Origin of the sequence: Pseudomonas sp. P42 (assembly GCF_017973755.1) — a bacterium.
Taxonomy (GTDB): Bacteria; Pseudomonadota; Gammaproteobacteria; order Pseudomonadales; family Pseudomonadaceae; genus Aquipseudomonas; species Aquipseudomonas iridis.
Genome location: NZ_JACOPU010000004.1, coordinates 1 through 23,699, shown reverse-complemented (window position 1 = coordinate 23,699; position 23,699 = coordinate 1). Strand labels below are relative to the sequence as shown.

Genomic DNA, 23,699 nt, shown 5'->3' with positions numbered 1-23,699 from the left:
TACGGAACTGACACACCGCCTTCGCGAGCAGGCTCGCTCCCCCAAGGAGAATGGCTGCGCGAAAACTTACTGCGCCAACCACCCACCATCAATATTCCACGCCGCGCCACGCACCTGGCTGCCAGCCTCGCTGCACAGAAACAACACCAGTTCACCCAGATGCTGCGGGGTGACGAATTCCAGTGACGGCTGTTTCTCTGCCAGCAGATCATGTTGCGCCTGCTGCGGGTCGATGCCCTTGGCGGCGCGATCATCGATCTGCTTCTGCACCAGCGGCGTCAACACCCAACCCGGACAGATAGCGTTGCAGGTGACGTTACTGGTCGCCGTTTCCAGGCCGACCACTTTGGTCAGCCCGATCACGCCATGTTTGGCCGCGACATAAGCCGCTTTGCCCGTCGAGCCTACCTGGCCGTGGACGGAAGCAATGTTGATGATTCGTCCCCAGCCCTTGGCGCGCATGCCCGGCAAGCTCAGGCGGGTGCTGTGGAACACCGAAGAAAGATTGATGGCGATGATCGAATCCCAGCGCTCGATCGGAAATTCTTCCACCGCCGCGACGTGCTGGATACCGGCGTTATTGACGAGAATGTCGACGCCGCCGAACTCGTGCTCGGCGTACGCGATCATCTCGGCGATCTGCGCCGGGTCGCTGACGTCGGCCGGATGATGGCCGACCTTGCCGCCGGACTGCGCCACTTCGGCAATCACTTTGGCGGCATCGCCGAAACCATTGAGAATCACATTGGCCCCAGCCTTGGCCAGCGCAAGGGCAATACCCAGGCCGATGCCGCTGGTGGAGCCGGTAACCAGTGCGGTTTTGCCCGTAAGAGTCGTCATCAATACCTCACACAATGCCAGTGGCGTAGAAAGTGCCGATCACCACGAAAACCGCCAGGGTCTTGATCAGCGTAATACAGAAAATGTCTTTATAGGCTTCGCGGTGGGTCAGACCGGTAACCGCCAGCAGCGTGATCACCGCGCCGTTATGCGGCAGGGTGTCCATGCCGCCGCTGGCCATCGCGGCCACGCGGTGCAGCACTTCCAGCGGAATGTTCGCCGCGTTCGCCGCGCTGATGAATTGCTCCGACATCGCCGCCAGGGCAATGCTCATGCCGCCCGACGCCGAACCGGTGATACCGGCGAGCAAGGTCACGGTGATCGCTTCGTTGACCAGCGGATTGGGGATTTGCTTGAGCCAGTCGGCCAGCACCAGAAACCCCGGCAGCGAGGCGATCACCGCGCCGAAACCGTATTCGGAGGCGGTGTTCATGGCGGCCAGCAACGCGCCGCTGACCGCGCTCTTACTGCCCTCGGCCAGTTTGCTGCGAATCGCTTTAAAGCCAAACACCAGCACCATGAGGATGCCGATCAGCAACGCCGCTTGTACCGCCCAGATTGCGGTCAGTTTGGCGATTTCAGTGGTGACCGGCGTGGCCATGCCCGGCAGCGCGAGGCTGTGGGTCTTGCCATACCACTGCGGAATCCACTGGGTGAACAGCAGGTTCATGATGCCCACTGCCAGCAGAGGCGACAGCGCAAGCCACGGGTTTGGCAGCTTCAGGTCTTCGGCCGTTTCCGGCTCGTTGCGCAACTCGGTGCCATAACCTTCACCGGCACGCTGGGCCCTGTTGCGCTGACGCTGGAGGAACAGCATACCGGCGCAAAACACGAAAATCGTGCCGATCACACCCAGCCACGGCGCTGCCCACGCGGTGGTATTGAAGAAGGTGCTGGGAATAATGTTCTGGATCTGCGGCGTGCCGGGCAGGGCATCCATGGTGAACGAAAACGCGCCGAGGGCGATGGTTGCCGGGATCAGGCGCTTGGGGATATTGCTCTGGCGAAACATCTCCGCGGCAAACGGATAGACCGCAAATACCACGACGAACAGCGAAACGCCACCGTAGGTGAGCACGGCGCAAACCAGCACGATGACCAGCATGGCCTGCTTGGTGCCAAGCAGGCGAATCGCTGCAGCGACGATAGAACGCGAGAATCCGGACAGCTCAATCAACTTGCCGAACACGGCGCCGAGCAGGAACACGGGAAAGTACAGTTTGATGAAACCGACCATTTTTTCCATGAACACCCCGGTGAAGGCAGGGGCGACGGCGGAAGGGTCGGTCAACAGGACAGCGCCGAGGGCGGCAATCGGGGCAAAAAGGATAACGCTGTAGCCACGGTAGGCCGCGAGCATCAACAGCGCGAGGGCTGCCAAGGCAATGATCACACTCATGGTGTGCTCCTTCGATTGTTATTTTTGTGGTGAAACGGATGTAGGAAGGAGTGATAGCGAGATGCGTGCCAAGTTAGTAACGTATTGAAATGTAAGGGGAATGGTTGATTTTGTTGCAGGAATTCATGCTCGTTGTCTCTATATAGAGACGTTTATAAGATCAAAAGATCGCAGCCTTCGGCAGCTCCTACAGGAACGACACAAATTACCCTTGTATGAGCTGCCGAAGGCTGTGATCTTTTGGTCTCGATTCAACGGTCTCGCATCGGAGATATGTATCTCGCTTTTGAGACTAGGCAATCCCCAACGCCACCATCTTCTTGTACAACGTCGACCGCCCAAGCCCCAGCCGAGCCGCTGCCTCCGGCACCTTGCCCCCACATTGCACAAGCGCAGACTGGATCAATTGCCGGTCAAGCCGTTCGCGAGCCTGGGCGAAAGTTTCCACGGCCAACGGTTCAACAATCGGCGCGCAAGTCCGCTCCACTGGCGTAAACGTACCGATTGCCGCACGAATGTCGACCTCTGAAAGCATCAAGTCATCGCTGAGCAGCGCCGCCCGTTCCAGCACGTTGCGCAGCTCGCGAATGTTGCCCGGCCAGGCATGCTGCGCGAGCAACGCCAAGGCTTCGCGGTGCAGTTCGTGCTGGCTGCGCAGCTCTTCGAGAATGGCTTCGCTGAGCGCGGGCAGGTCATCGAGCCTGTCCCGTAACGGCGGCACATTGATGGGCAATACGTTGAGTCGGTAATACAGGTCAGCGCGGAACTCACCGCGTTTGATTGCCGCTTGCAAGTCCGTCGATGTCGCGGCGATCACCCGCACATCGCTCTGGATCACTTCATTGGAGCCCACCGGCTCGAACTCTTTCTCTTGCAGCACGCGCAGCAGTTTGCTTTGCAGTGGCAACGGCATGTCGCCAATTTCATCGAGGAACAACGTGCCACCCTGAGCAATCTGCAGTTTGCCGGTGCGGCCCTTGCGGTCAGCTCCGGTGAAGGCGCCTGGTGCCGTGCCGAAAAACTCCGCTTCGAGCAGCGCCTCGGGGATCGCCGCACTGTTGATGCTGACAAACGCCTTGTGCGCCCGTGGCGAAGCACTGTGGATTGCCTGGGCCAACAGCTCTTTGCCGGTGCCTGTTTCGCCGAGCAACAAAACCGGTGAGTCTGCACTGGCGCTGCGGCGAGCGCGACGTTTGACTTCGAGGCTGGCGGCGCTGGTGCCGATGAAGTGCGCAAAGTTGTACTTGGTCTGCCGCGCACGCAGCAATGAGCGGGTCGAGGCCAGTTCCTCCTGCATGCTCAGGTAGCGCTTGAGCATCGGCGACAGGGTGCGCAACTCATCAAACAGGGCGAAACCGATTGCGCCGATCACCGTGCCGGCATCGTCGTGAATCGGCAGGCGCATCACCACCAACGGCTCTTTCGGCGTGTCCTGCATGTCCAGCAGAATCGGCCGTCCGCTGCGCACCACTTCACGCAACAGGCTGCCGGGGATCACGCTTTCGCAAGGCTTGCCGATCGCACCGGCAGCGGATTCCAGGCCGAAACGTCGGGCGTAGCGTTCGTTCATCCAGACGATGTTGGCGTCGCGATCGACAATCACCGTGCCTTCGCTCGATTGCTCGATGATCTCGAACAGTGAGCGGATCGCCAGGGTGCGAACCCGTTGGTAGTCCTTGAGGCTTTCAGTGGTGTTCATGAAGGCTGATCCTGAATGTGTGTTGCGAGCGCTGGCCTCATCGTCGGCAAGCCAACTCCCACAGTTTCATTGGTGGACACAACATTTGTGAACGACCGAAAGCCCTGTGGGAACTGGCTTGCCAGCGATGGGCGCGACGCGGTTCAAGCTGGAAACCGATTATGCCTAGCCCGGATGCGCCGCCGCCAACAGCTCTTTGGTATACGGGTGCTGCGGCGAATCGAACACCTCATGACTCGCGCCACGTTCGACGACTTTACCGTCCTTGATCACGATCATGTCGTGGGCCAGAGCGCGGACGACGGCCAGGTCATGGCTGATAAACAGATAAGTCAGACCATGTTTTTCCTGCAGATCACGGAGCAGGGCGACCACTTGTTTCTGCACCGTGCGATCCAGTGCCGAGGTCGGTTCGTCGAGCAGAATCAGCGCCGGTTTCAGCACCAGCGCCCGGGCGATGGCGATACGTTGGCGCTGGCCACCGGAAAACTCGTGCGGATAGCGATGACGGCTGTCCGGGTCGAGACCGACTTCCTTGAGTACGCGGATCACTTGTTCATCGCATTCGTCGGCGGTGGATTCGCAATGCACTTCCAGGCCTTCGCTGATGATCTGCGCCACCGACATTCGCGGACTGAGGCTGCCGAACGGATCCTGAAACACCACCTGCATCTGCCGGCGCCACGGTCGCAGTTGTTTCTGATTAAGGCCATCGAGCGCTGTGCCTTGAAAACGAATGCTGCCTTGCGAATCGAGCAAACGCAGAATTGCCTGACCCAGCGTCGACTTGCCCGAACCGGATTCGCCCACAATGCCCAAGGTCTTGCCGCGTTGAATGTTCAGGCTGATGCCGTCCACTGCACGCAGGTACTGTTTGCGCTGAAACAGCCCGCCACCGACGACGAATTCCACCCGCAGATCATCGACCTCCAGGACGTTTTCGCGCTCATCCCGGGGCAATGCTTCGCCATCTGGCTCGGCGTTGAGCAGCACGCAGCTGTAAGGATGCTTCGGCTCGGTGAACAGCGTTTCGCAGGGCTCCTGCTCGACAATCTCGCCGGCCTTCATCACGCAGACGCGCTGGGCGATGCTGCGCACCAGATTGAGGTCGTGGCTGATCAGCAGCAGCGACATGCCCAACCGCTGTTGCAGGGATTTGAGCAGCAGCAGGATCTTGCGCTGCACGGTGACATCAAGGGCAGTGGTTGGCTCATCGGCGATCAGCAACTCCGGTTCGCAGGCCAGTGCCATGGCAATCATCACCCGTTGTCGTTGGCCGCCGGACAACTGATGCGGATAGGCCTTGAGCCGCTCTTTGGGTTTCTGGATGCCCACCAGTCCAAGCAGCTCGAGGATGCGTTTTTGCGCCTCTTTGCCACCGAGGCCACGGTGCAGCAACAGCGTCTCGCCGATCTGCTTTTCGATGGTGTGCAGTGGATTGAGCGAGGTCATCGGCTCCTGAAAGATCATCGCGATGCGATTGCCACGCAGTTCACGCAGGACCTTCGGATCGGCGCCGACCAGTTCCTGCCCGCGATATCGAATGCTGCCGCTGGTGTGCGCTTCGCTTTCGGGGAGCAATTGCAGGATCGAATGCGCTGTGACCGATTTGCCCGAGCCGGACTCGCCGACCAGTGCCAGGCACTCACCGGGGCGGATATCCAGGCACAAGTCGCGCACCACGGTCTGACCATGGAAGGCGACGTTCAGATTACGGATTTCAATCAGGTTGTCAGTCATGGTCACGCTTCAGGATCGAGGGTCGAACGCGTCACGTAACGCTTCGCCGATGAACACTAATAAGGAAAGGATCAGCGCCAGCGTGAAAAACGCCGTCAGTCCGAGCCACGGTGCCTGCAAGTTCTGCTTGCCCTGGCCAATCAATTCGCCCAGCGAGGCACTGCCGGCCGGCATGCCGAAACCCAGGAAGTCCAGTGCGGTGAGGGTGGAAATCGCTCCGGTCAGAATGAATGGCAAGTAGCTCAACGTCGCATTCATGGCGTTGGGCAGGATGTGCCGGATAATCACTTTGCGGTCAGTCAAACCCAAGGCGCGCGCGGCTTTGACGTATTCCAGATTGCGTCCGCGCAGGAACTCGGCACGCACCACATCCACCAATGCCAGCCATGAAAACAGCGCCATGATCCCCAGCAGCCACCAGAAATTCGGTTCGACGAAACCGGAGAGGATGATCAGCAGATAGAGAACCGGCAACCCGGACCACACCTCCAGCAAACGTTGCCCGAGCAGATCGACCCAGCCGCCGTAATAGCCTTGCAGCGCGCCGGCCGCGATGCCGATCAGCGCGCTGACAAATGTCAGCATCAGCGCAAACAGAATCGAAACCCGGGCGCCGAAGATCACCCGCGCCAACACATCCCGCGACTGGTCATCGGTGCCGAGCCAGTTGACTGCCGTGGGTGGGCTGGGCGCTGGTTTGTTGAGGTCGTAATTGGGTGTGTCGTCACTGAACGGGATGGGCGGAAACAGCAGCCAGCCACCGTCCTTGCGGATCAGGTTCTGCACGTATTCGCTGCGGTAATCGGCCTGGAAGGGTAACTGCCCGCCGAACTCCTGTTCGGTGTGCCGTTTGAATACCGGGAAGTACCACTGGCCCTGATAGCTGACCATCAACGGTTTGTCATTGGCGATCAGTTCACCGCCTAACGTCACGACGAACAGTGCGATAAACAACCACAACGACCACCAGCCCCGGCGGTTTTTCTTGAAGCGCTCGAAGCGGCGACGCCCCAGTGGCGAGAGCTTGAACATCAGGCGTTCCTCGCGGCGAAGTCGATGCGCGGATCGACGAGGGTGTAGCACAGGTCGCCAATCAGTTTTATCAGTAAACCGAACAGGGTGAAGATGAACAGCGAGCCGAACACGACCGGATAGTCTCGGGAAACCGCCGCTTCGTAGCTCATGCGGCCGAGGCCGTCGAGGGAGAAGATCACTTCGATCAGCAGGGAGCCGGCGAAGAACACACTGATAAAGGCTTGAGGAATGCCCGATACCACCAGCAACATCGCGTTGCGGAACACGTGGCCATACAGCACACGCCGCTCGCTCAGGCCTTTGGCCCGCGCCGTGACCACGTATTGGCGGGTGATTTCGTTGAGGAACGAGTTCTTGGTAAGAATCGTCAATGTCGCGAATCCACCGATTACCAGCGCGGTGACCGGCAACACCAGATGCCAGAAGTAGTCGGCGATCTTGCCAATGGTCGACAACGATTCGAAGTTGTCCGAGACCAGACCTCGTACCGGAAACCAGTTCAGCGAGGTGCCTCCGGCAAACACCACGATCAGGAACATCGCGAACAGGAACGCCGGCATCGCGTAGCCAATAATGATTGCCGTGCTGCTCCAGATATCGAAATGGCTGCCATGATGCACGGCCTTGCGGATGCCCAGTGGAATCGACACCAGATAAGTAATCAGCGTGGCCCACAGCCCGAGCGAGATGGTCACCGGCATTTTTTCCAGGATCAGGTCAGTGACCGTCGCGCCACGAAAGAAGCTTTTACCGAAGTCCAGTTGCGCGTAGTTCTTCAGCATCAACCACAGGCGCTCATGGGCCGGTTTGTCGAAACCGTACTGTTTTTCGATGTCCTTGATCAGTTGCGGGTCGAGACCACGGCTGGCGCGTGATGTACCGCTCATGGTCTCGCCCGAACCACCGCCGACATTCGTCCCGCCAATGCCCTGCAAGTGCGCGATCGCCTGCTCGACCGGGCCGCCCGGCGCGGCTTGAATGATGACGAAATTGACCAGCAGAATGATCACCAGTGTCGGAATGATCAGCAGCAGACGCCGCAGTATGTAACCCCACATCAGCGAGGTCCTCCGGGTCTGCCGCGCGTGATTTTCTCGGCGGTCATCTGTTGATTGGTCAGCGGCGTGCGGCTGATTTCCCACCAGCTCTCGATGGCTTCGTCATTGCTCGCCTGAACCGACGGAATGCCGAAACGGTTCCACCAGACCGTCGAACTGCCCGGCGGGTAGTAATTGGGAATCCAGTAGTAATTCCATTGCAGCACGCGGTCCAGCGCATGGGCGTAGTGCAGCATGTCGGGTTTGGTCGAGGCGCGGACCAGGCCGTTGATCAACGTGTCCACTGCCGGGTTTTTCAACACCATGTAATTGTTGGCGCCAGGGTCGTTGGCGGCGGCCGAGCCGAAATAGTTGAGCAGTTCGCCACCCGGCGACGTAGTGACCGGATAGCCAGTGACGATCATGTCGTAGTCGCGGCTCATCAAACGGTTGACGTACTGCGAGGCGTCGATGCGGCGGATGTTAAGGTCTATGCCGATCTGTTTCAGCGTGCGCTTGTAGGGCAGTAACAGGCGATCGATGCCGTTCTGGCTGACCAGAAAGGTAAAACTCAGCGGCTCGCCTTCGGCATTCACCAGTTGATCTCCGTCAGGTTTCCAGCCGGCCTGCTCAAGCAAAGCGAGGGCTTGCAATTGCTTGTCGCGGATCAGGCCGCTGCCATCGGTTTTCGGCGCCTCGAAGACTTTTGTGAAGACCTCGTCGGGAATCTGTCCACGCAAGGGTTCAAGGATTTTCAGCTCTTGTGCATCGGGTAACTCCCGCGCCGCCAGTTCTGAATTGGAAAAATAACTTTGCTGGCGGATGTACAGGTTGCGCATCATCTGCCGGTTGCTCCACTCGAAATCCCACAGCATGGCCAGTGCCTGACGCACGCGTCGATCCTGGAACGTCGGTTTCTGCAGGTTGAACACAAATCCCTGGGCCGATTGCGGCGCCTCGGTGGCCAGATGGGCTTTTTGCAGACGCCCGTCGCTCAGGGCAGGGCTGTCATAACCAATCGAGTAGCCAGTGGCTGAAAACTCGCGGTTGTAGTCATAGGCGCCACCGCGCAGCACCTGGCGTGCGACGTCGGTGTCGCCGAAATACTCGATGCTGAAATGGTCAAAGTTGTACAAGCCGCGGCTGACCGGCAGATCCTTGCCCCACCAATCGGGATTGCGCTCGAACGTGATACTCCGTCCCGAGTCAACCTTGCCGACCCGATAAGGACCGCTGCCCAGTGGCGGTTCATAACCACCACCGCCGGCAAAATCGCGACGCTTCCACCAATGCTCGGGAAACACCGGCAGGGTCGCGATATCCAGTGGCAAGGTACGGTTTTCATTGCTTTTGAAATCGAAGCGCACGATCAGCGGTGCTTCGATCTCGACGCCTTTGACGTCGGCGAATTGTGTGCGATAGCGCAAACTTCCCTGGGTCATCAACAAATCGTAGGTGTAACGCACGTCTTCGGCGGTGATCGGCTTACCGTCGGCGAATCGGGCCTTGGGGTTGATGAAAAATCGTAGCGACAGGCCGTCGTCCGAGCGCTCCATTTTTTGCGCGACCAGGCCGTAGACGGTGTAGGGCTCGTCCATCGAACGCTGAGCCAGCGGTGAGTACAGCATGCCGTCGATCTGGCTGACGCCTATGCCTTTGTCTATATAAGGAAGGATATGGTCGAAGTGACCGATTTCGAGCGCCGAGCGGCGCATCGTTCCGCCCTTTGGGGCCTGCGGGTTGGCGTAGTCGAAGTGACTGAAGCCTGCGGGGTACTTGGCGGGTTCGCCATACACGGTCAACGCATGTTGCGGTGCAGCGTTCACACCAGCGGCGCCCGCCAGCAGGGCGAGGGCGGTAAGCATCAATGTTGGGAAAACCAGTCGCATTGTCAGCCTTGGAACCGGGTAATCGATAAGCGCAAGTTGTACGCGAGAGGCGCGTCAGTCGCCAGCCGTATGTGTAACTGAAACACAACGGCCCACCAAAAGGCGGGCCGTTGTATAGCAATCAGACGAAGGATCAGTCCTGACGGCTTGTGACTTCCAGCAGGTGATAACCGAACTGGGTTTTCACCGGGCCTTGCACGACGTTGATCGGCGCGCTGAAGACCACGGTATCGAATTCCTTGACCATCTGGCCAGGACCGAACGAGCCCAGATCACCGCCCTGACGGCTGGATGGGCAGGTGGAATTGGCCTTCGCGACTTCGGCGAAATCAGCGCCGCCTTCGATCTGGGCCTTGAGTTCGTTGCACTTGTCTTCGCTGGCAACAAGGATGTGGCGGGCAGTGGCTTTAGCCATTGGGAAATTCTCCAATCTATTTCAGTAAAGTGTGGAGCCTACCGGAATCAGTGGCCGAATTCTCGGCAAAGTTCCGTGGGATTGTCGACTGTCTGATCAAAGATTCGCTGCTTTCAGGCGCGCGGCATGTTCTACGTAAAGACCAATCGGGTCCAGTTGGCTGGGTAACCCATTGGCAGGACGGCGCAAGGTGCTCAGGTGGTCCAGCGGATAGTCAGACCGGATCACTTGCCCCAGGTGGGAGCTGAAGCGTCCTACGAAACCGTCATTCTGTTGTCCCTCTGTTATGAAATATTGCGACAGCGCCCGGTGGACGCCTTCGATTGGATCGAGGCTGGGCAGGTCGTTTGCAGGCAGCACTCCGCTCCAGGAGTAATAGTGCACGCCATTGACTTTCCCGGGGCCGTCGCCGCCCCAAGTGCTGGGCAACCCCTGTGAATATTTGTCGTTGAAGGCGCCAACTCCTTCGGTAGTCAGTGCATTGAGCGCCGCCAGCGCGTTCTGCGGCAGGTTGACGCTACCGCTGAGCAATGAAAGGAAATCGCCAAACAGCGTTGCAATATTGTGCGCGACCAGTTCCGGCAATTGCCCTGGAACCAGGGCCTTGCGCAGGAAGTCAGCCAGTTCGGAACCGTGGTTTGGACCACTGACCGACGTCACCGAAGCGACGGCGTGCGGAGCAAGCGCCGCCGCGTATCTTGCAGCGAGTGCGCCCTGGCTGTGGCCGATAAGGTTGACTTTGCTGGCACCTGTGCCTCGCAGGACACGATCAATCTGCGCCAGCAACTGCTCGCCCCTCATTTCGTTATTGTGGGTGGCGGAGAGGTGGGGAACAAACACCCTGTTTTCAGCAGTTTTCAGCGCCTCCTTGACGTCATGAAACAGCTCGAAACGGCCTATACGCTCAAATCCGAACAGGCCGTGTACCAGAAGGATGGGATAACGAGTTGAAGCAATCCGTCGCATGTTCTTACCTTTTTCGCAGAGGTTCATCGGGAGGTCTGTGGGCCACTCTAAAACACACAACTCGTTGAAGAAGTACGAAGAGCCTTCAATAGGCCGATGAATCTGGACTAGGAGTCGTAGGAAGTTTCGGAAATAGTTGAAATCCGAATCGGAAGTTCTCGCCGTCTTCCGCGTGAAGCAATCCGATTCTGCGTAAGTTGCCTACCGGATCCGCAGCTTTTGCTCCAAGGATGCGGCGAATTGGGCTAATAGCGAGAGCGCCCGCAATCGCGTTCAATGTTGACTGTCGACGCCGTCAATGAAGACAGCGTTTTATCCAAGGAATGGAATTGCGAATGAACACGCATGAGATCGAGTTCTGCTACCGGATGCGCCACCCAGCCAGCGCCAGCAAGACAGTTGAATTGTTGCCAGCAGTAACACTTGATGCGCTGGAGGGAACCGTGCTCGACCCCTCGCAAAGCAAGGTTGTCGTCCGTATCGCCCCGTATCCGGGCATGGCCAGTGGTGATCAACTGCTGCTGAGCTGGGACGGCCTGGATATCGAGGGCTACGCCTACCAGCATGAAGTGGTGCGCTTCGTCAGCGAAGCCCAGGTTGGCAAAGACGTCATTTTCGTCATCAAGGGCATGCACGTCGCGGCTTTGGATGGCGGCTCGCTGGAGGTCCGCTGGACACTCGTCAACGCAGCATTGTCCGAGCCCGCATTGTCTGCGCGCCTTCAATTGTCTGTGGGGGATACGCGGGCGCAATTGCTTGCGCCGCATGTCGAGGGTGCAAGTGGCGGGGCGCTGGATCCGGCGCGTGTCGCTGAAGGCGTACTCATCACGCTTCAGCCATACGCCCGCATGGCTGCAGGCGATCAGGTTTTGTTGATGTGGTCTGGCGACGCATCCCCGCTGTCGTTCAGTGATCGATTGAGGGTCGAGTCCTTCGCAGTCTCCGATGTCCTGTCATTTTGGGTCGCGCCCGAATACATCGCGGCACATCTTGGTGGCGAGGTCTCGGTACGCTACCGAATCGAGCAGGCGGGTGGAGTGGTGCGCGAATCCGCGCCCGCGCGAATACTCATAACGCCGTTGCTGCTCGGTGAGCTGGATGCGCCTGATGTACTGGAGGGTGAGGACGGTGTGCTACTGATGGAGGATTCGATTGATGGCGTCACTGTGGTGATTGGCAATGCCCAAACGCAAGAAGGTGAGCTGGTTTACCTCAAGTGCGACGGTGCATATTTCAATCATCGGGATGACCGTGAAATCACCCGGGAAACCGCAGGCAAACCGCTGATTTTCATCGTTCCACAGCGCTTCTGGCGTGAGCATCTTGGGTCGACTGTTTCTGTCGCCTACACCGTCGAGCGCCTGGACGATGTCAGTCAGGCGTCTGCGGTAACGCTGGTGCGGGTCGAGGCGTAGTTGCGACGCGCTCCGCCCTCCGGTTTTTTAAAAAAACCGGAGGGCGGGTCTTGATATCAGCCTCTGGCCTGCGCGCCAAGGCGCTGAGCCGCATCGAGCAGCAGTTGCTCGGTTGCGCTGAAACCCAGGCAGCCATCGGTGATCGAGACACCGTATTGCAGCGATGCGCTCATTGGCTGACAGCCTTCGAACAGATGCGACTCCAGCATCATGCCAATCAACGAGCGATCGCCCTGCAAGCGCTGTTCAAGCACTTCGTTGAACACGCCTGGTTGGCGCAATGGATCCTTGCCACTGTTGGCGTGACTGCAGTCGACCATAATCCGGCTCGGGATCTTCAGGCGGATCAGTTCGGCGTGAATCCGTGCCACGCTCTCGCGATCATGATTCGGCCCCTGATGGCCTCCGCGCAACACCAGATGGGTGTCAACGTTGCCGGGTGTCTGAATGATGGCCGGGTGTCCCTGACTGTCGACGCCGAAATGCCGATGGGGATGGGCTGCCGAACGCATGGCGTCGACGGCAACGGTCGCACCACCGTCGGTGCCGTTCTTGAAGCCCACCGGCATGCTCAAGCCGCTGGCCATTTCGCGATGGATTTGCGATTCAGTGGTGCGTGCACCGATGGCAACCCAGCTCAGCAGATCGTCGAAGTAGCCGGCGGCCATCGGTTGCAACAGTTCGGTCGCCACCGGCAAACCCAGTCGGATCATTTCCAGCATCAGCTCGCGGGACAGTGCCAGGCCACCGGCCATGTCGTCACTGCCATCCAGATGCGGGTCATAGGCCAGACCTTTCCAGCCGACAGTGGTGCGCGGTTTTTCGACGTAGGCGCGCATCACCAGAAGCATTTCGTCGCTGACTTGTTCAGCCAGTCGAGCGAGCTTGCCTGCGTATTCAAGGGCGGACTGAGGGTCGTGGATTGAGCAAGGTCCGACAATTACCAGCAGGCGCTGGTCTTCGCCGTTGAGGATCGCGCGAACCGCTTGGCGGTGGGTGGCGACCTGGCGGCTCAAGGCATGGCTCAATGGCAATTGCTGCTTGAGTTGCAACGAGCTCGGCAGACGCAGGGTCAGGGCTTCGTTGGCGCAAGCATGGGTGGACAATGGCAGTGCAGAAATGGACGAGTTCATATTCGGTCTTCCTGGGCAGGCGGCGGGTGCTTCCCGCTCGCTCAGCCCTACTGGGGTGTTCGACAATTGGCCGTATTGGCTACGTGTTCGGGTTTGCCACCTGTAGGTGACCGATCGGAGGCGGCAGGCTGTCCCGAGCGGAGGCTGGTAAATCGCCAGGCGCTAAAGCTGTCGCAACGGTAATAAGTGGCGTAGTTCATTTGATGAATCCTCAAAGTGTCTGGTGTGTGGCTGAAAAGTTTGTGGCCTGAAAAAACAAAACCCCCGGTCGGGAAGCCGACCGGGGGTTGAGAAATCTCTGGTAGGCGACCCGTTTACTTGGGCGCCGTGTGGGTATCAGGCGCGCCAGTGGCTAAACCAATACCCAAAATAAAAGCTGACCGGAGCGCAAACGTCATTCGCCCGGGCAGCCGCAACCGAGCGCAGGGCGCTGGCGGTTTGAAGCTGTGAGAGGGCGTTGAACATGGTCTGTCTCCAATGAATGCGCCGAGCTTACTAGAGGCCAATACACCTCAGCAATCAGAAAATGCTATCGAGCCGCCAGTGAAACACCTATTGCTTGAGTGCAGCATGCGTTGTGACACACTCCGCTTTTACCCGCAGATGGCAGGGGCGGGTGAGCCCGGAGATGGAGGCAATATGAGATTTCGTATGTGTCGGGCGATACCTGAAGACTTGGTTTTTGCCCGCGCGCTCACCTGTCAGAACATGCTGCATTACTACATTCATCATGAGCTGTTGTGGCAGGACGAGGCATTCGACGTGGCATGGTCGGGGCGTGAAAACTGGTTGATAGTGCTTGATGATGTGCCGGCAGGTTTTTTCAGTCTGAGTCGGGATGCGCGGGCGCTGTATATTCGTGAACTGCAAATGGCTGAAGCCTTTCAGGGGCAGGGCGCAGGATCCTGGGCGATCGACCAGATTATCGGCATGGCCCGGCATGAAAGGCGCCCGGCGTTACGCCTGACGGTGTTCGGAAATAATCCGGCAAGAAAATTGTATGAGAGAAAAGGACTACACGTACAAGGCGAGGACGAGTGTTTCCTGCGAATGGAGCTCGATATCAGTACACCTGTGCTCTGAAACCCACGGCCGGCAAGCCCTGAATGATCGTTTGAAACTTTTTAAATGACGCTTGCCGCTAGGTCTGTCGGGCGCTTTTTGCTAAGGTGTCCGGCATCCCAATATGACCATATCGCGAGGTGTCTGCTTGATTAGGGTGCTGGTGGTCGATGACCATGATCTCGTTCGTACGGGCATTACACGGATGCTGGCCGATATTGATGGCTTGCAGGTGGTTGGCCAGGCCGAGTCCGGGGAAGAATCCCTGATCAAGGCCCGAGAGTTGAAACCCGATGTGGTTCTGATGGACGTCAAGATGCCTGGCATCGGCGGACTGGAGGCCACGCGCAAACTGCTGCGCAGTCATCCGGACATCAAGGTGGTCGCGGTTACGGTGTGTGAAGAGGATCCTTTTCCTACACGGTTGCTGCAGGCTGGTGCTGCGGGATATCTCACCAAGGGCGCCGGGTTGCCGGAAATGGTACAGGCCATTCGCCTGGTCTTCGCCGGGCAGCGCTATATCAGCCCGCAGATTGCCCAGCAATTGGCGATCAAGTCCTTCCAGCCGTCAAATGACTCACCTTTCGATGCCTTGTCCGAGCGCGAAATCCAGATCGCATTGATGATTGTCGGCTGTCAGAAGGTTCAGATCATTTCCGACAAGTTGTGCCTCTCACCGAAAACCGTGAACACCTATCGCTACCGTATTTTCGAGAAGCTTTCGATCAGCAGCGACGTCGAGCTGACACTTTTGGCGGTTCGTCACGGAATGGTTGATGCCAGCCTCTGACATGACTGAAACATTCGATTCCAGTGCCTTTCTGTCGACTGTCAGCGGGCGCCCCGGTGTGTACCGGATGTTCGACAGCGATGCGCGCCTGTTGTATGTCGGCAAGGCCAAGAACCTCAAGAAGCGACTGGCCAGCTACTTTCGCAAAACCGGCCTGGCGCCGAAGACGGCTGCACTGGTTGGACGCATTGCTCAGGTCGAAACGACCATCACCGCCAATGAAACCGAGGCGCTGCTACTAGAGCAGACGCTGATCAAGGAATGGCGGCCGCCGTACAACATTCTGTTGCGCGACGACAAATCCTATCCATATGTATTTTTGTCCGACGGCCAATTCCCGCGTTTGAGCATTCATCGTGGGGCAAAGAAAGCCAAGGGCAAATATTTCGGGCCCTATCCAAGTGCTGGCGCCATCCGTGAAAGTCTGAGCCTGCTGCAGAAAACGTTCTTCGTCCGCCAGTGTGAAGACAGTTACTACAAGAACCGCACTCGCCCGTGCCTGCAATATCAGATCAAGCGTTGCAAGGCGCCTTGCGTCGGGCTGGTCGAGCCTGATGTTTATGCTGACGATGTCCGTCATTCGGTGATGTTCCTCGAAGGGCGCAGTCATGCGCTGACCAACGAGCTGTCCAGCGCGATGGAAGAGGCGGCGATCAACCTCGAATTCGAGCGCGCCGCCGAGTTGCGTGATCAGATCGCTCTGCTGCGCCGTGTGCAGGATCAACAAAGCATGGAGGGTGGCACGGGCGATATCGATGTCATCGCAGCCTTCGTCAACCCGGGCGGCGCCTGCGTGCATTTGATCAGCGTCCGTGGCGGACGCGTGCTGGGCAGCAAAAACTTCTTCCCCCAGGTCGGGATTGATGAAGACGTTTCTGAAGTCATGGCGGCGTTTCTCGGTCATTACTTCATCAGCAGCCCGGAGCGCGACCTGCCCAGCGAGCTGATCGTCAACGTGATGCACGAGGACTTTCCGACGGTGATCGAGGCGATACATGAATTGCGCGGTCGTGAACTGGCCATCAGTCATCGGGTACGAGGCACGCGCGCGCGTTGGCAGCAATTGGCTGTGACTAACGCCGAGCAGGCTTTGGGTGCGCGTCTGGCCAATCGTCAGCACACCGCGGCGCGGTTTGACGCTTTGGCTGAAGTGTTGAATCTGGATGAGCCACCGCAACGTCTGGAGTGTTACGACATCAGTCACTCCAGTGGTGAGGCGACGGTCGCATCCTGTGTTGTCTTTGGCCCGGAAGGCGCGATCAAATCGGATTACCGGCGCTACAACATTGAAGGTGTGACGGCTGGCGATGATTACGCCGCCATGCACCAGGCCCTGACGCGACGTTTCAGCAAGCTCAAGGACGGCGAGGGCAAGTTGCCGGACATTCTGCTGGTCGACGGTGGCAAGGGGCAGCTATCGATGGCCCGCGACGTGCTCAATGAATTGGCCGTGCCGGATTTGATCCTGCTCGGTGTCGCCAAGGGGGCAACGCGCAAGGCGGGTTTCGAAACGTTGTATCTGAACGATGCGGCGCATGAATTCACCTTGCGCGGTGACTCGCCGGCACTGCACCTGATTCAGCAGATTCGCGATGAAGCGCACCGTTTTGCAATTACAGGGCACCGAGCACGTCGCGGCAAAACTCGCCGTACGTCAACGCTGGAAGGCGTTGCCGGAGTAGGACCGACTCGACGTCGCGACTTGTTGAAACATTTTGGTGGATTGCAAGAGCTGACTCGTGCAAGCATCGAAGAGATAGCGAAAGCCCCGGGGATCAGTAAAAAGCTCGCAGAGTCGATTTATGCGAACCTGCATAGCGAGTAGAATGCCCCTTCACCTCGTAGCCAGTTGTGCCGATGAATATCCCTAATCTGATTACCGTTCTACGCGTCCTGCTCATCCCGATCTTCATTTTGCTGTTCTATCTGCCATATCAGTGGAGCTACATGGCCTCCGCCTCGGTGTTTGCCTTTGCGGCAGCAACGGACTGGCTGGATGGTTATCTGGCGCGTCGCCTGGAGCAAAGCACTCCGTTCGGAGCGTTTCTTGATCCGGTCGCTGACAAACTCATGGTCGCCGTTGCGCTGGTGCTGCTGGTTCAAGAGCATGGCAACCTCTGGCTCACGTTGCCAGCGGCGGTGATTATCGGTCGCGAGATCGTTGTTTCGGCGCTGCGTGAATGGATGGCCGAACTCGGTGCGCGTGCGCACGTGGCTGTATCGAATCTCGGCAAATGGAAAACCGCAGCGCAAATGCTCGCGCTGGTGATTCTGTTGGCTCACCCGAAGGATTTCAATTTCTGGGTTATCTTGGGTTACACCTTGCTGCTGGTGTCGGCAGGCCTGACTTTGTGGTCGATGGTTCAATACCTGCGCGCCGCCTGGCCACATCTGAAGACCGATGTAGAAAAGAAATAAAACTTTTTTGAATCAAGGGGTTGACGGAGCTTCTTAATTCTATAGAATGCGCATCACCAAGCGGGAATAGCTCAGTTGGTAGAGCACGACCTTGCCAAGGTCGGGGTCGCGAGTTCGAGTCTCGTTTCCCGCTCCAATTTGTACGTGTTTGTTGTTGTGCTACTGACAGCAGATGCTTTGAGGCCGAGTAGCAAAATGGTTATGCAGTGGATTGCAAATCCACCTACGCCGGTTCGATTCCGACCTCGGCCTCCACTATAAACAAGCTCCGTAGATCCATGATTTACGGAGCTTTTTTATTTTCAGTGCGTTGCAAGATTTAGTCTTTAAAACGTTCATTGCAAACTTGCTTCACCGGGGAGTGATGTATATATTTCCCGCTCGGCTGCTGAAGCCTGCATGCTGTCAGGATTGAGAGCATGCCGCTGGAAACAGCAACACAGCGCTACCGCCCGAATGGCGAAATTGGTAGACGCATGGGACTTAAAATCCCCCGCTCGTAAGGGCGTGCCGGTTCGATTCCGGCTTCGGGCACCATGAATATCAAGGGCTTGCATGACATATCTCATGCAAGCCCTTAGTTCTTTTTTCCGCAATCAAAAAATCTTTTCCGCAATTCGTGACCGTCAGTCACTTCGTAGGGGTAACCTTCATTCCCTTTCGCATTCGGATGTACTGTTCTGTCATCCCGACGGTTGTATGTCCGAGCTGATCCCGAGCTTCCCGGATGCTGCCTGTTGACTCCTCCTTATCTGTCGCCGCTTTCGCTCTAAGGTCGCGCATCTGAAATTCTGCTTTTGGGATCCCGGCTGCTTCCCTGGCGTCATCGAACCGTTTCCTGAGCATGCTGGTCGTCATCGGCTTCCCGGAGTCGATTACTACCAGACGTGTTGATCTGATTTTGTGTCCAGCCTTTCGTGCCATGATTCGATCGATTACGACTTTGAGCTCACCAATGATCTCGATCCTTCGTTTAGCCCCAGTCTTTCCTTGCTGGACGGAGAGCTTCCCTTCTTTTATGTCGCGCTCATCCATCTTCAATGTGTCTGCGACCCTCTGACCTGTTAGATAGAACAGGTCTAAAGCGTCTCTCAAGGGCTGATCGGCATGCTGGTAGGCTCTGGCAAGTACGTCGTCTTCAACATATATGTCGCGACCGGTTTCTTTATTGCCTTTCACGCCTGAGCAAGGATTTGCCAAGGATGTATAACCATTCTCGCGAGCAAAGTTCCAGATGGAGCTTAGTAGCGCTTTCTCCCGATTCGCACGAATGGGTGCTGTCTTACCGCGATGACGAAGGTACTGGCTGATATGTTTCGGTTCGATAGCTTCTAGAGGAGCGGGCGGGTCGTTGAAGAACAGGAGAAGGTTTTTCAGTTCGCGTGCGTTGTCCTTTTGGGTAGCGTGGGCTTTTGTGGGAACCACCTCCTTCATATAAAGCTCGGCTACGTAAGCAAAGGTAAGTACGGTTTGTGTCAGGGCTTGAGAGACGCGGCTTTTTTCGAGCTTTGCGTACTCTAGTATGGCTAGGCCGTAATCCGTACCTAGCGGGATTTCCTTGCGTGGTTTTCCGCCAGTGTCATAAAGGTAATAGGTGGTGTTGCCGCGTTTTCTCTCGCGCAGCCGAGGAATGCTCCCCGGCTTTGTTGGTCTTCGTCCCATTTATCCCACCAGGCGCGGCTGCCACGTTGGAGTTTCTGGTGCGGTTGTAATTGCTCCTGTCAGCGCGGAAGCAATCACGCAAGGCCAGCCATTGCGCTTGATGGTGTGACGAATGCCATTACGCTTCAGTACAGTAATCTGACCGGCTTTAGTTTTGGCTCCAGTCAACTCGCAGACCTGCTCATGGCTAAGAAATTGAATGTTCATGCTGCCTCCTTGCTAGGAAATACAGAGCGCTTCGAATGCGCTTGCTGTGCGACTTTGCTGCTCTCGATTCCTGGTTGCAGCTGCGCAGCCATTGCAATTGCCTGTTCGCGTATAGATCGGGCATCACGCTCGAGCTTCTTGCCGGTACGAAAGGCGCTGAAGGTTTCGGCGGCGATCCGCAGCAACTCGCCGATGGCGACCAGTGTCTGGTGCTCGGCCTGGCCGAAGAGGGGGCCTGCTTCAAGTCGTTTGCAGGTTTGTGCCAAGCGAGTGTGATCGGCCCGGATGAATTGCAGGGAGGCCAGAAGCTCGCGGATGGTTTTGGCGCTTGCGGCGCGCTGGATGTCTTCACCCTCGCGCAGGCCGGTCTCCAGGCCATCGCTGCGGCCTATGATGTAACCGCCCCAGAGCAGCAGAGCGGCCAGAACTATCAGGATGATCAGTGCACCGATTTGTATTGGGGTCATCATGTGGTGTGCTCCTCGGGTTGTCGTTGGCTGGTGGTGACAGCCGTCAGTGGTGTGGGGGCTGTTTGGCGTTGGCTGTCCTGCTGGCGTTGCATGTCTTCATCAGCCTTGTAGGCGCGGATGTCGATCAGCGAGGCAACATGGCGGATGTGCGCGTACTTCAGCGCCTTGCGGCTGGTGTCCAGCGTGGTTATGGGAAGCTGGATCCGGCCGCTGTTGATCTCTGTCACGAACGACTGCTCGTTGAGATTGCGAAAGTACTGCTCGCGGACTTTTTCTAGCGGGATCAGGACGTCACCGAAGATTCGATAGAGCAGTTCAACGGTGGCCGATTCGGGCGCCGGATGCAGTCGAAGCGGATTCTGTGCAGCGTTACTCATGGCCTTGTCGAGCCTCCTTGCGTTGTTGTCGTGCCGGGTGGTTCCAGGCGTTTAGGCAGTGGCGTTTAGTCAGCTCGCGGAGATGTTCGGGCACTTCGAGGAGCGCGGCGTTGCGCTCCTCGCGTGTGCGCATAGAAACGATCTGGCGGGCGTACTCCCTAGGCCACGTCACGGCGATCTGCCGGGATGGCAGGAAGATCGATGTCCAACTGCTCGGCCAGCCAGCGGATGCCGGCTTGCATGACGCGGGTCGACTGGCTGTACTGCATTCCGCATTTTTCGTCATACCAGGGGCTGTCCTTGACCCGCAGGTACGCTTTGTCGCGCTTCGGGTCCGCCGGCAGGTTTCCCTTGAGCAAACCTTTTTTCCGCATGAGAGCGATCAGTTTGGGGCGGGTGAGGCCGAGTTGTGCGGCTGCTTGGGCGAGGGTGCGGCCCATATCGTCCTCTTCATGCCGCGTGCGCAGCAGGAGTGGTCGCTGCAGCAAGGTGGTTGATGGACTCGATGAGCCTTGCGTAGATCTCGGCATCGGTGTCGTACAAGGTGAAGCAGCGCGTATGCGGACTCTTGTTTCCGATGCTCAAGATGGCGGTGACGCCGCGGCGTGTATGAGTGCGATGCAGCGCCACATGCAGGGGAAGTTCAAAACCCATGTCGAGACTCAGCACGCCGCCGGTGTGCACCAGTTCGAATACTCGCTGCTTGTCCTGGATATCAAAATGGCCGTATTGACGATCGGTATGCGGGAGATGCACCAGGTCGCTGGAGTTGCTCGCGTCGAACGGACCGTTGGCAATCTCTTCAATGAAATCGGCCAGTTTGAGGTGCATCTTTTTGTCGTTTGACAGGGTTAGCGTGTGGCGTTCGCTGCCCAGTTCGACGACAAAAGTGCTTTCCACGGTGCCGCGCTCAACCTTGAGACGGAATGCCAGGCATTCACGCTTCGGTGCTGTGCGCAGGACGTGGTTGAAGGTCTCGGTCAGGTTGACCTGGGCGTTGAGCAACTGCAGGGTGCGGTTGTCGATTTTGTACTTGGTCATGCCGCGTGCCCTCCACCGTTTGGATCGATAGGAGAGGGCTGGCAGGACTTGGCAACAAGCTTGGGTTTGCTGTTATGAATGACGACCAGACAGCCCGTGGCGAGCTGCAGCTGTTCGATCAGTTTGCGATTGCTGACGCATGCCGGATGGACATGCAAGGTTGCGGTGGTACGCATTGGTGTTGCCTCGCTCTGTGGTAAAGAGTGAGGCAAATATCACGCAATGTGCTTGTTTGTGTCAACACATAATGTGATTAAATCAGCGCGGCACTGTGTAGAAAGCGTGATGACTTCAATATTCCGCCTACGAGATGGATTTCCTCCACCTCTTGTTCTGCAATGTGAAGAGTTTCGTGATCGGTATTGACGCTATCCAACCGGTACATTCCGTCTCGGAGATAAATAAACTCTCTGATCATCGCTTTGCCGGAGGACGTTCGAACTATGACCTCGTCACCGCTATTGAAGCGTTTGTTCGGCTCTATTAGAACGAACTCGCCATTTTTTATGCGGGGCATCAGGCTATCGCCCATGACTCTTAAGCCATAGGCATCTGGGTCATCGCTATGTATGTTTAGGTAGCCGTCACCTTGCCCTGGTGGCGGTTCTACCGTGTCGAAGAAGCCCTCATTCCCCAGCTGCGCGTTTGATAGCACAGGCACCTTTCCATCCTTAGCCCAGCCTACAAGGCTGCTAACAGGTTGGTCTTTGTCTTTCGATCTTCCGTAGTCCCTCACAAGACGGTCTTCAGACCGAATCCGACCTTGAATGGCGTCTGAGTACGACTCAACGTCGGAACGATTTTTTCCTGCTACCAAGTCTGGAAAAGAGACTCCCAGTGCTGTCGCTATCTTTTGCAAGTCGTGGAGATTGGGCTGACGAGCCCCTTTCTCGTAATTGCCTATCCGAGACTGGGATTCCCAACCGCAAGCGAAAGCGAGGGCTTGTTGGCTCATGCCCTTGGCTTTGCGGTATTGCTTAATACGTTCGCCGAGTGTGTTCATGTGCTTTTTTTACCACGCTCTGAAATTATTTATCATCACTTTGCGTGTTGAAATATCTACGATTCGTGATTAAGATGGCTCCGGCTAATTGGAGGGCATCATGAATCTGATCGCTGAACATCGAGAGAAAGCTGGGATCAAGCAAAAGGAACTCGTTGTAGCTCTTGGATGGACTCAGGCACGTATAAGCAATTACGAAGCAGGACGTCGAATCGCAGGGCTTATGGAGTGCAGAGCCATAGTCAGAGCGCTCAATAAGTTAGGAGCACCGTGCAGTCTTGATGACGTATTTCCTCCGGAAATGGAAGAGTCCCAAGCCGCATAGAAAAAAGGCGACCCAAGGGTCGCCCGGTTTCTCCCGACAGCATCACCACAATGCTATCGGGTCGCGATGTCAGCAGGCGAGCACACCACATGCCGCCGACTTTCATCGCGTTTCCAAGGCTCGGAAGCCTTGGTGTTGCTGCCGTTCTTACCACAGAGCTGGCAGCTGTTGCGCCAGGGGTGAACAACGGATTGTTCGCCCCGGCACGGTGCCGGTGTTGGTCTTACGAACCTCGCCGGCTTTGGGCCTCTCCAGACCACGCGGCAAATGTATCACCAACTTCTGTCGCGCGGCACTGGCAACTTTTAGGATTAATGCCATGAGCCGAATCGCTCTCAGTTCTCTGGAACGGGCGCAGCGGGAAATCCTGCCGCTCGATTTAGCGCTGTACCACGCCGCTCGCGAATACCCGGGCGGCGCTGCTGCCATCGCAGCAACGACCGGTCGTAACCCGACCACGCTGCAGCACAAGTTGTCGCCGACCCATCCCAGCCACTCCATCAACATTCAGGAGTTTGGCGAGATCCTCGAACTGACCAAGGACCGCCGCATTCTCGATGCGGTGCATGCGCTGGTCGGTGACACGATCTGGCAGGAGCTGGCCGACACCTACACCAACGACATGCCCGAGACCCTGACCACGGGGATTGCCGAATACTTCCGCCAGGTCGCTGATCTGGCCGAGACCTGGGCCAAGAGCATCGGCGACGGCGTGGTGACTGATCAGGAACTCGCTGCGATTCGCCTGCAGGTGTTCCGGGGTATTCAAGGGCTGC

At 57.5% G+C, this 23,699-nt stretch carries 25 protein-coding genes and 3 tRNA genes; 10 read left to right on the top strand and 18 right to left on the bottom strand.

What is annotated here, in order from left to right:
• Window positions 1-66 precede the first annotated feature (66 nt).
• From hbdH to H8B20_RS13140, 9 genes are all read right to left on the bottom strand, one after another.
• Complete coding sequence (hbdH, locus tag H8B20_RS13180; RefSeq protein ID WP_210623367.1) at window positions 67-840, bottom strand: 3-hydroxybutyrate dehydrogenase; 774 nt, start codon at window positions 838-840, stop codon at window positions 67-69.
• Between the two features lie 7 nt (window positions 841-847).
• Entirely contained in the window at window positions 848-2,239 is a 1,392-nt protein-coding gene (locus tag H8B20_RS13175; RefSeq protein ID WP_210623366.1) for a GntP family permease, read from the bottom strand.
• Window positions 2,240-2,531: 292 nt separating this feature from the next.
• Window positions 2,532-3,938: a sigma-54 interaction domain-containing protein gene (locus tag H8B20_RS13170; RefSeq protein WP_210623365.1), complete on the bottom strand. Its 1,407-nt coding sequence runs from the start codon at window positions 3,936-3,938 to the stop codon at window positions 2,532-2,534.
• A 165-nt stretch (window positions 3,939-4,103) separates the two neighbouring features.
• Complete coding sequence (locus H8B20_RS13165; RefSeq protein ID WP_210623364.1) at window positions 4,104-5,678, bottom strand: ABC transporter ATP-binding protein; 1,575 nt, start codon at window positions 5,676-5,678, stop codon at window positions 4,104-4,106.
• A gap of 9 nt (window positions 5,679-5,687) precedes the next feature.
• Complete coding sequence (locus tag H8B20_RS13160; RefSeq protein ID WP_210623363.1) at window positions 5,688-6,710, bottom strand: ABC transporter permease; 1,023 nt, start codon at window positions 6,708-6,710, stop codon at window positions 5,688-5,690.
• A complete protein-coding gene (locus H8B20_RS13155; RefSeq protein ID WP_042559380.1) occupies window positions 6,710-7,771 on the bottom strand; it encodes a microcin C ABC transporter permease YejB in 1,062 nt (353 codons plus the stop codon). The genes H8B20_RS13160 and H8B20_RS13155 overlap by 1 nt, the downstream gene beginning before the upstream one ends.
• On the bottom strand, window positions 7,771-9,639 hold the full coding sequence (locus H8B20_RS13150; protein ID WP_210623362.1) for an extracellular solute-binding protein: 1,869 nt from the start codon (window positions 9,637-9,639) through the stop codon (window positions 7,771-7,773). The genes H8B20_RS13155 and H8B20_RS13150 overlap by 1 nt, the downstream gene beginning before the upstream one ends.
• Before the next feature lie 133 nt (window positions 9,640-9,772).
• Window positions 9,773-10,054 (bottom strand): peptidylprolyl isomerase, encoded by a 282-nt coding sequence (locus H8B20_RS13145; RefSeq protein WP_003445034.1) that lies wholly within the window; start codon window positions 10,052-10,054, stop codon window positions 9,773-9,775.
• Window positions 10,055-10,150: 96 nt separating this feature from the next.
• The gene (locus H8B20_RS13140) at window positions 10,151-11,020 is read right to left on the bottom strand and encodes a lipase family alpha/beta hydrolase (protein WP_210623923.1); all 870 of its coding nucleotides are present in this window, start codon (window positions 11,018-11,020) and stop codon (window positions 10,151-10,153) included.
• A gap of 335 nt (window positions 11,021-11,355) precedes the next feature.
• On the opposite strand from H8B20_RS13140, the gene H8B20_RS13135 reads away from it, so the two are divergent.
• Entirely contained in the window at window positions 11,356-12,435 is a 1,080-nt protein-coding gene (locus tag H8B20_RS13135; RefSeq protein WP_210623361.1) for a hypothetical protein, read from the top strand.
• Window positions 12,436-12,491: 56 nt separating this feature from the next.
• On the opposite strand, the gene H8B20_RS13130 is transcribed toward H8B20_RS13135, so the two are convergent.
• Entirely contained in the window at window positions 12,492-13,568 is a 1,077-nt protein-coding gene (locus tag H8B20_RS13130) for a 3-deoxy-7-phosphoheptulonate synthase (protein WP_210623360.1), read from the bottom strand.
• Window positions 13,569-14,207: 639 nt separating this feature from the next.
• Between H8B20_RS13130 and H8B20_RS13125 the strand changes: the two genes are divergently transcribed.
• The 7 genes from H8B20_RS13125 (at window position 14,208) to H8B20_RS13095 (ending at window position 18,375) form a co-directional block, all read left to right on the top strand.
• Window positions 14,208-14,651, top strand: coding sequence for a GNAT family N-acetyltransferase (locus tag H8B20_RS13125; protein ID WP_210623359.1), 444 nt, complete (start codon window positions 14,208-14,210; stop codon window positions 14,649-14,651).
• Window positions 14,652-14,778: 127 nt separating this feature from the next.
• Window positions 14,779-15,420 (top strand): response regulator transcription factor GacA, encoded by a 642-nt coding sequence (gene gacA / locus H8B20_RS13120; protein ID WP_016984198.1) that lies wholly within the window; start codon window positions 14,779-14,781, stop codon window positions 15,418-15,420.
• Window position 15,421: 1 nt separating this feature from the next.
• Window positions 15,422-17,245 (top strand): excinuclease ABC subunit UvrC, encoded by a 1,824-nt coding sequence (gene uvrC / locus H8B20_RS13115; protein WP_210623922.1) that lies wholly within the window; start codon window positions 15,422-15,424, stop codon window positions 17,243-17,245.
• A gap of 32 nt (window positions 17,246-17,277) precedes the next feature.
• A complete protein-coding gene (pgsA, locus tag H8B20_RS13110; RefSeq protein ID WP_042559374.1) occupies window positions 17,278-17,838 on the top strand; it encodes a CDP-diacylglycerol--glycerol-3-phosphate 3-phosphatidyltransferase in 561 nt (186 codons plus the stop codon).
• Between the two features lie 60 nt (window positions 17,839-17,898).
• Window positions 17,899-17,974, top strand: a tRNA-Gly gene (locus tag H8B20_RS13105).
• 45 nt (window positions 17,975-18,019) lie between these two features.
• Window positions 18,020-18,093: transfer RNA gene (locus H8B20_RS13100), tRNA-Cys, on the top strand.
• Window positions 18,094-18,288: 195 nt separating this feature from the next.
• A tRNA-Leu gene (locus tag H8B20_RS13095) sits at window positions 18,289-18,375 on the top strand.
• Window positions 18,376-18,468: 93 nt separating this feature from the next.
• On the opposite strand, the gene H8B20_RS13090 is transcribed toward H8B20_RS13095, so the two are convergent.
• The 8 genes from H8B20_RS13090 to H8B20_RS13055 form a co-directional block, all read right to left on the bottom strand.
• A complete protein-coding gene (locus H8B20_RS13090) occupies window positions 18,469-19,500 on the bottom strand; it encodes a site-specific integrase (protein ID WP_210623358.1) in 1,032 nt (343 codons plus the stop codon).
• Window positions 19,501-19,707, bottom strand: a complete 207-nt coding sequence (locus H8B20_RS13085; protein WP_150592035.1) for a DUF4224 domain-containing protein — start codon at window positions 19,705-19,707, stop codon at window positions 19,501-19,503. It abuts the gene before it with no gap.
• Window positions 19,704-20,177, bottom strand: coding sequence for a hypothetical protein (locus tag H8B20_RS13080; protein ID WP_210623357.1), 474 nt, complete (start codon window positions 20,175-20,177; stop codon window positions 19,704-19,706). Before H8B20_RS13080 ends, H8B20_RS13085 begins: the two co-directional genes overlap by 4 nt.
• On the bottom strand, window positions 20,174-20,554 hold the full coding sequence (locus H8B20_RS13075; protein ID WP_210623356.1) for a pyocin activator PrtN family protein: 381 nt from the start codon (window positions 20,552-20,554) through the stop codon (window positions 20,174-20,176). The genes H8B20_RS13080 and H8B20_RS13075 overlap by 4 nt, the downstream gene beginning before the upstream one ends.
• A 158-nt stretch (window positions 20,555-20,712) precedes the next feature.
• A complete protein-coding gene (locus H8B20_RS13070; protein WP_210623355.1) occupies window positions 20,713-20,994 on the bottom strand; it encodes a phage antirepressor KilAC domain-containing protein in 282 nt (93 codons plus the stop codon).
• A 10-nt stretch (window positions 20,995-21,004) separates the two neighbouring features.
• Entirely contained in the window at window positions 21,005-21,595 is a 591-nt protein-coding gene (locus tag H8B20_RS13065) for a hypothetical protein (RefSeq protein ID WP_210623354.1), read from the bottom strand.
• The gene (locus H8B20_RS13060) at window positions 21,592-21,771 is read right to left on the bottom strand and encodes a hypothetical protein (protein ID WP_134827538.1); all 180 of its coding nucleotides are present in this window, start codon (window positions 21,769-21,771) and stop codon (window positions 21,592-21,594) included. Before H8B20_RS13060 ends, H8B20_RS13065 begins: the two co-directional genes overlap by 4 nt.
• 77 nt (window positions 21,772-21,848) lie before the next feature.
• Window positions 21,849-22,598, bottom strand: a complete 750-nt coding sequence (locus H8B20_RS13055) for an XRE family transcriptional regulator (protein WP_210623353.1) — start codon at window positions 22,596-22,598, stop codon at window positions 21,849-21,851.
• A gap of 100 nt (window positions 22,599-22,698) precedes the next feature.
• Here H8B20_RS13055 and H8B20_RS13050 point away from each other — a divergent pair, with 100 nt between their 5' ends.
• On the top strand, window positions 22,699-22,923 hold the full coding sequence (locus H8B20_RS13050; RefSeq protein ID WP_210623352.1) for a helix-turn-helix transcriptional regulator: 225 nt from the start codon (window positions 22,699-22,701) through the stop codon (window positions 22,921-22,923).
• 319 nt (window positions 22,924-23,242) lie between these two features.
• A partial coding sequence (locus H8B20_RS13045; RefSeq protein ID WP_210623351.1) for a phage regulatory CII family protein occupies window positions 23,243-23,699 on the top strand: 457 nt, incomplete at its 3' end.

Excerpts from the sequence above, each read along its gene's own strand:
- hbdH (WP_210623367.1), bottom strand. The coding sequence starts at position 840 with ATGACGACTCTTACGGGCAAAACCGCACTGGTTACCGGCTCCACCAGC.
- H8B20_RS13175 (WP_210623366.1), bottom strand. The coding sequence starts at position 2,239 with ATGAGTGTGATCATTGCCTTGGCAGCCCTCGCGCTGTTGATGCTCGCG.
- H8B20_RS13170 (WP_210623365.1), bottom strand. The coding sequence starts at position 3,938 with ATGAACACCACTGAAAGCCTCAAGGACTACCAACGGGTTCGCACCCTG.
- H8B20_RS13165 (WP_210623364.1), bottom strand. The coding sequence starts at position 5,678 with ATGACTGACAACCTGATTGAAATCCGTAATCTGAACGTCGCCTTCCAT.
- H8B20_RS13160 (WP_210623363.1), bottom strand. The coding sequence starts at position 6,710 with ATGTTCAAGCTCTCGCCACTGGGGCGTCGCCGCTTCGAGCGCTTCAAG.
- H8B20_RS13155 (WP_042559380.1), bottom strand. The coding sequence starts at position 7,771 with ATGTGGGGTTACATACTGCGGCGTCTGCTGCTGATCATTCCGACACTG.
- H8B20_RS13150 (WP_210623362.1), bottom strand. The coding sequence starts at position 9,639 with ATGCGACTGGTTTTCCCAACATTGATGCTTACCGCCCTCGCCCTGCTG.
- H8B20_RS13145 (WP_003445034.1), bottom strand. The coding sequence starts at position 10,054 with ATGGCTAAAGCCACTGCCCGCCACATCCTTGTTGCCAGCGAAGACAAG.
- H8B20_RS13140 (WP_210623923.1), bottom strand. The coding sequence starts at position 11,020 with ATGCGACGGATTGCTTCAACTCGTTATCCCATCCTTCTGGTACACGGC.
- H8B20_RS13135 (WP_210623361.1), top strand. The coding sequence starts at position 11,356 with ATGAACACGCATGAGATCGAGTTCTGCTACCGGATGCGCCACCCAGCC.
- H8B20_RS13130 (WP_210623360.1), bottom strand. The coding sequence starts at position 13,568 with ATGAACTCGTCCATTTCTGCACTGCCATTGTCCACCCATGCTTGCGCC.
- H8B20_RS13125 (WP_210623359.1), top strand. The coding sequence starts at position 14,208 with ATGAGATTTCGTATGTGTCGGGCGATACCTGAAGACTTGGTTTTTGCC.
- uvrC (WP_210623922.1), top strand. The coding sequence starts at position 15,422 with ATGACTGAAACATTCGATTCCAGTGCCTTTCTGTCGACTGTCAGCGGG.
- pgsA (WP_042559374.1), top strand. The coding sequence starts at position 17,278 with ATGAATATCCCTAATCTGATTACCGTTCTACGCGTCCTGCTCATCCCG.
- H8B20_RS13090 (WP_210623358.1), bottom strand. The coding sequence starts at position 19,500 with ATGGGACGAAGACCAACAAAGCCGGGGAGCATTCCTCGGCTGCGCGAG.
- H8B20_RS13085 (WP_150592035.1), bottom strand. The coding sequence starts at position 19,707 with ATGAACATTCAATTTCTTAGCCATGAGCAGGTCTGCGAGTTGACTGGA.
- H8B20_RS13080 (WP_210623357.1), bottom strand. The coding sequence starts at position 20,177 with ATGATGACCCCAATACAAATCGGTGCACTGATCATCCTGATAGTTCTG.
- H8B20_RS13075 (WP_210623356.1), bottom strand. The coding sequence starts at position 20,554 with ATGAGTAACGCTGCACAGAATCCGCTTCGACTGCATCCGGCGCCCGAA.
- H8B20_RS13070 (WP_210623355.1), bottom strand. The coding sequence starts at position 20,994 with ATGGGCCGCACCCTCGCCCAAGCAGCCGCACAACTCGGCCTCACCCGC.
- H8B20_RS13065 (WP_210623354.1), bottom strand. The coding sequence starts at position 21,595 with ATGACCAAGTACAAAATCGACAACCGCACCCTGCAGTTGCTCAACGCC.
- H8B20_RS13060 (WP_134827538.1), bottom strand. The coding sequence starts at position 21,771 with ATGCGTACCACCGCAACCTTGCATGTCCATCCGGCATGCGTCAGCAAT.
- H8B20_RS13055 (WP_210623353.1), bottom strand. The coding sequence starts at position 22,598 with ATGAACACACTCGGCGAACGTATTAAGCAATACCGCAAAGCCAAGGGC.
- H8B20_RS13050 (WP_210623352.1), top strand. The coding sequence starts at position 22,699 with ATGAATCTGATCGCTGAACATCGAGAGAAAGCTGGGATCAAGCAAAAG.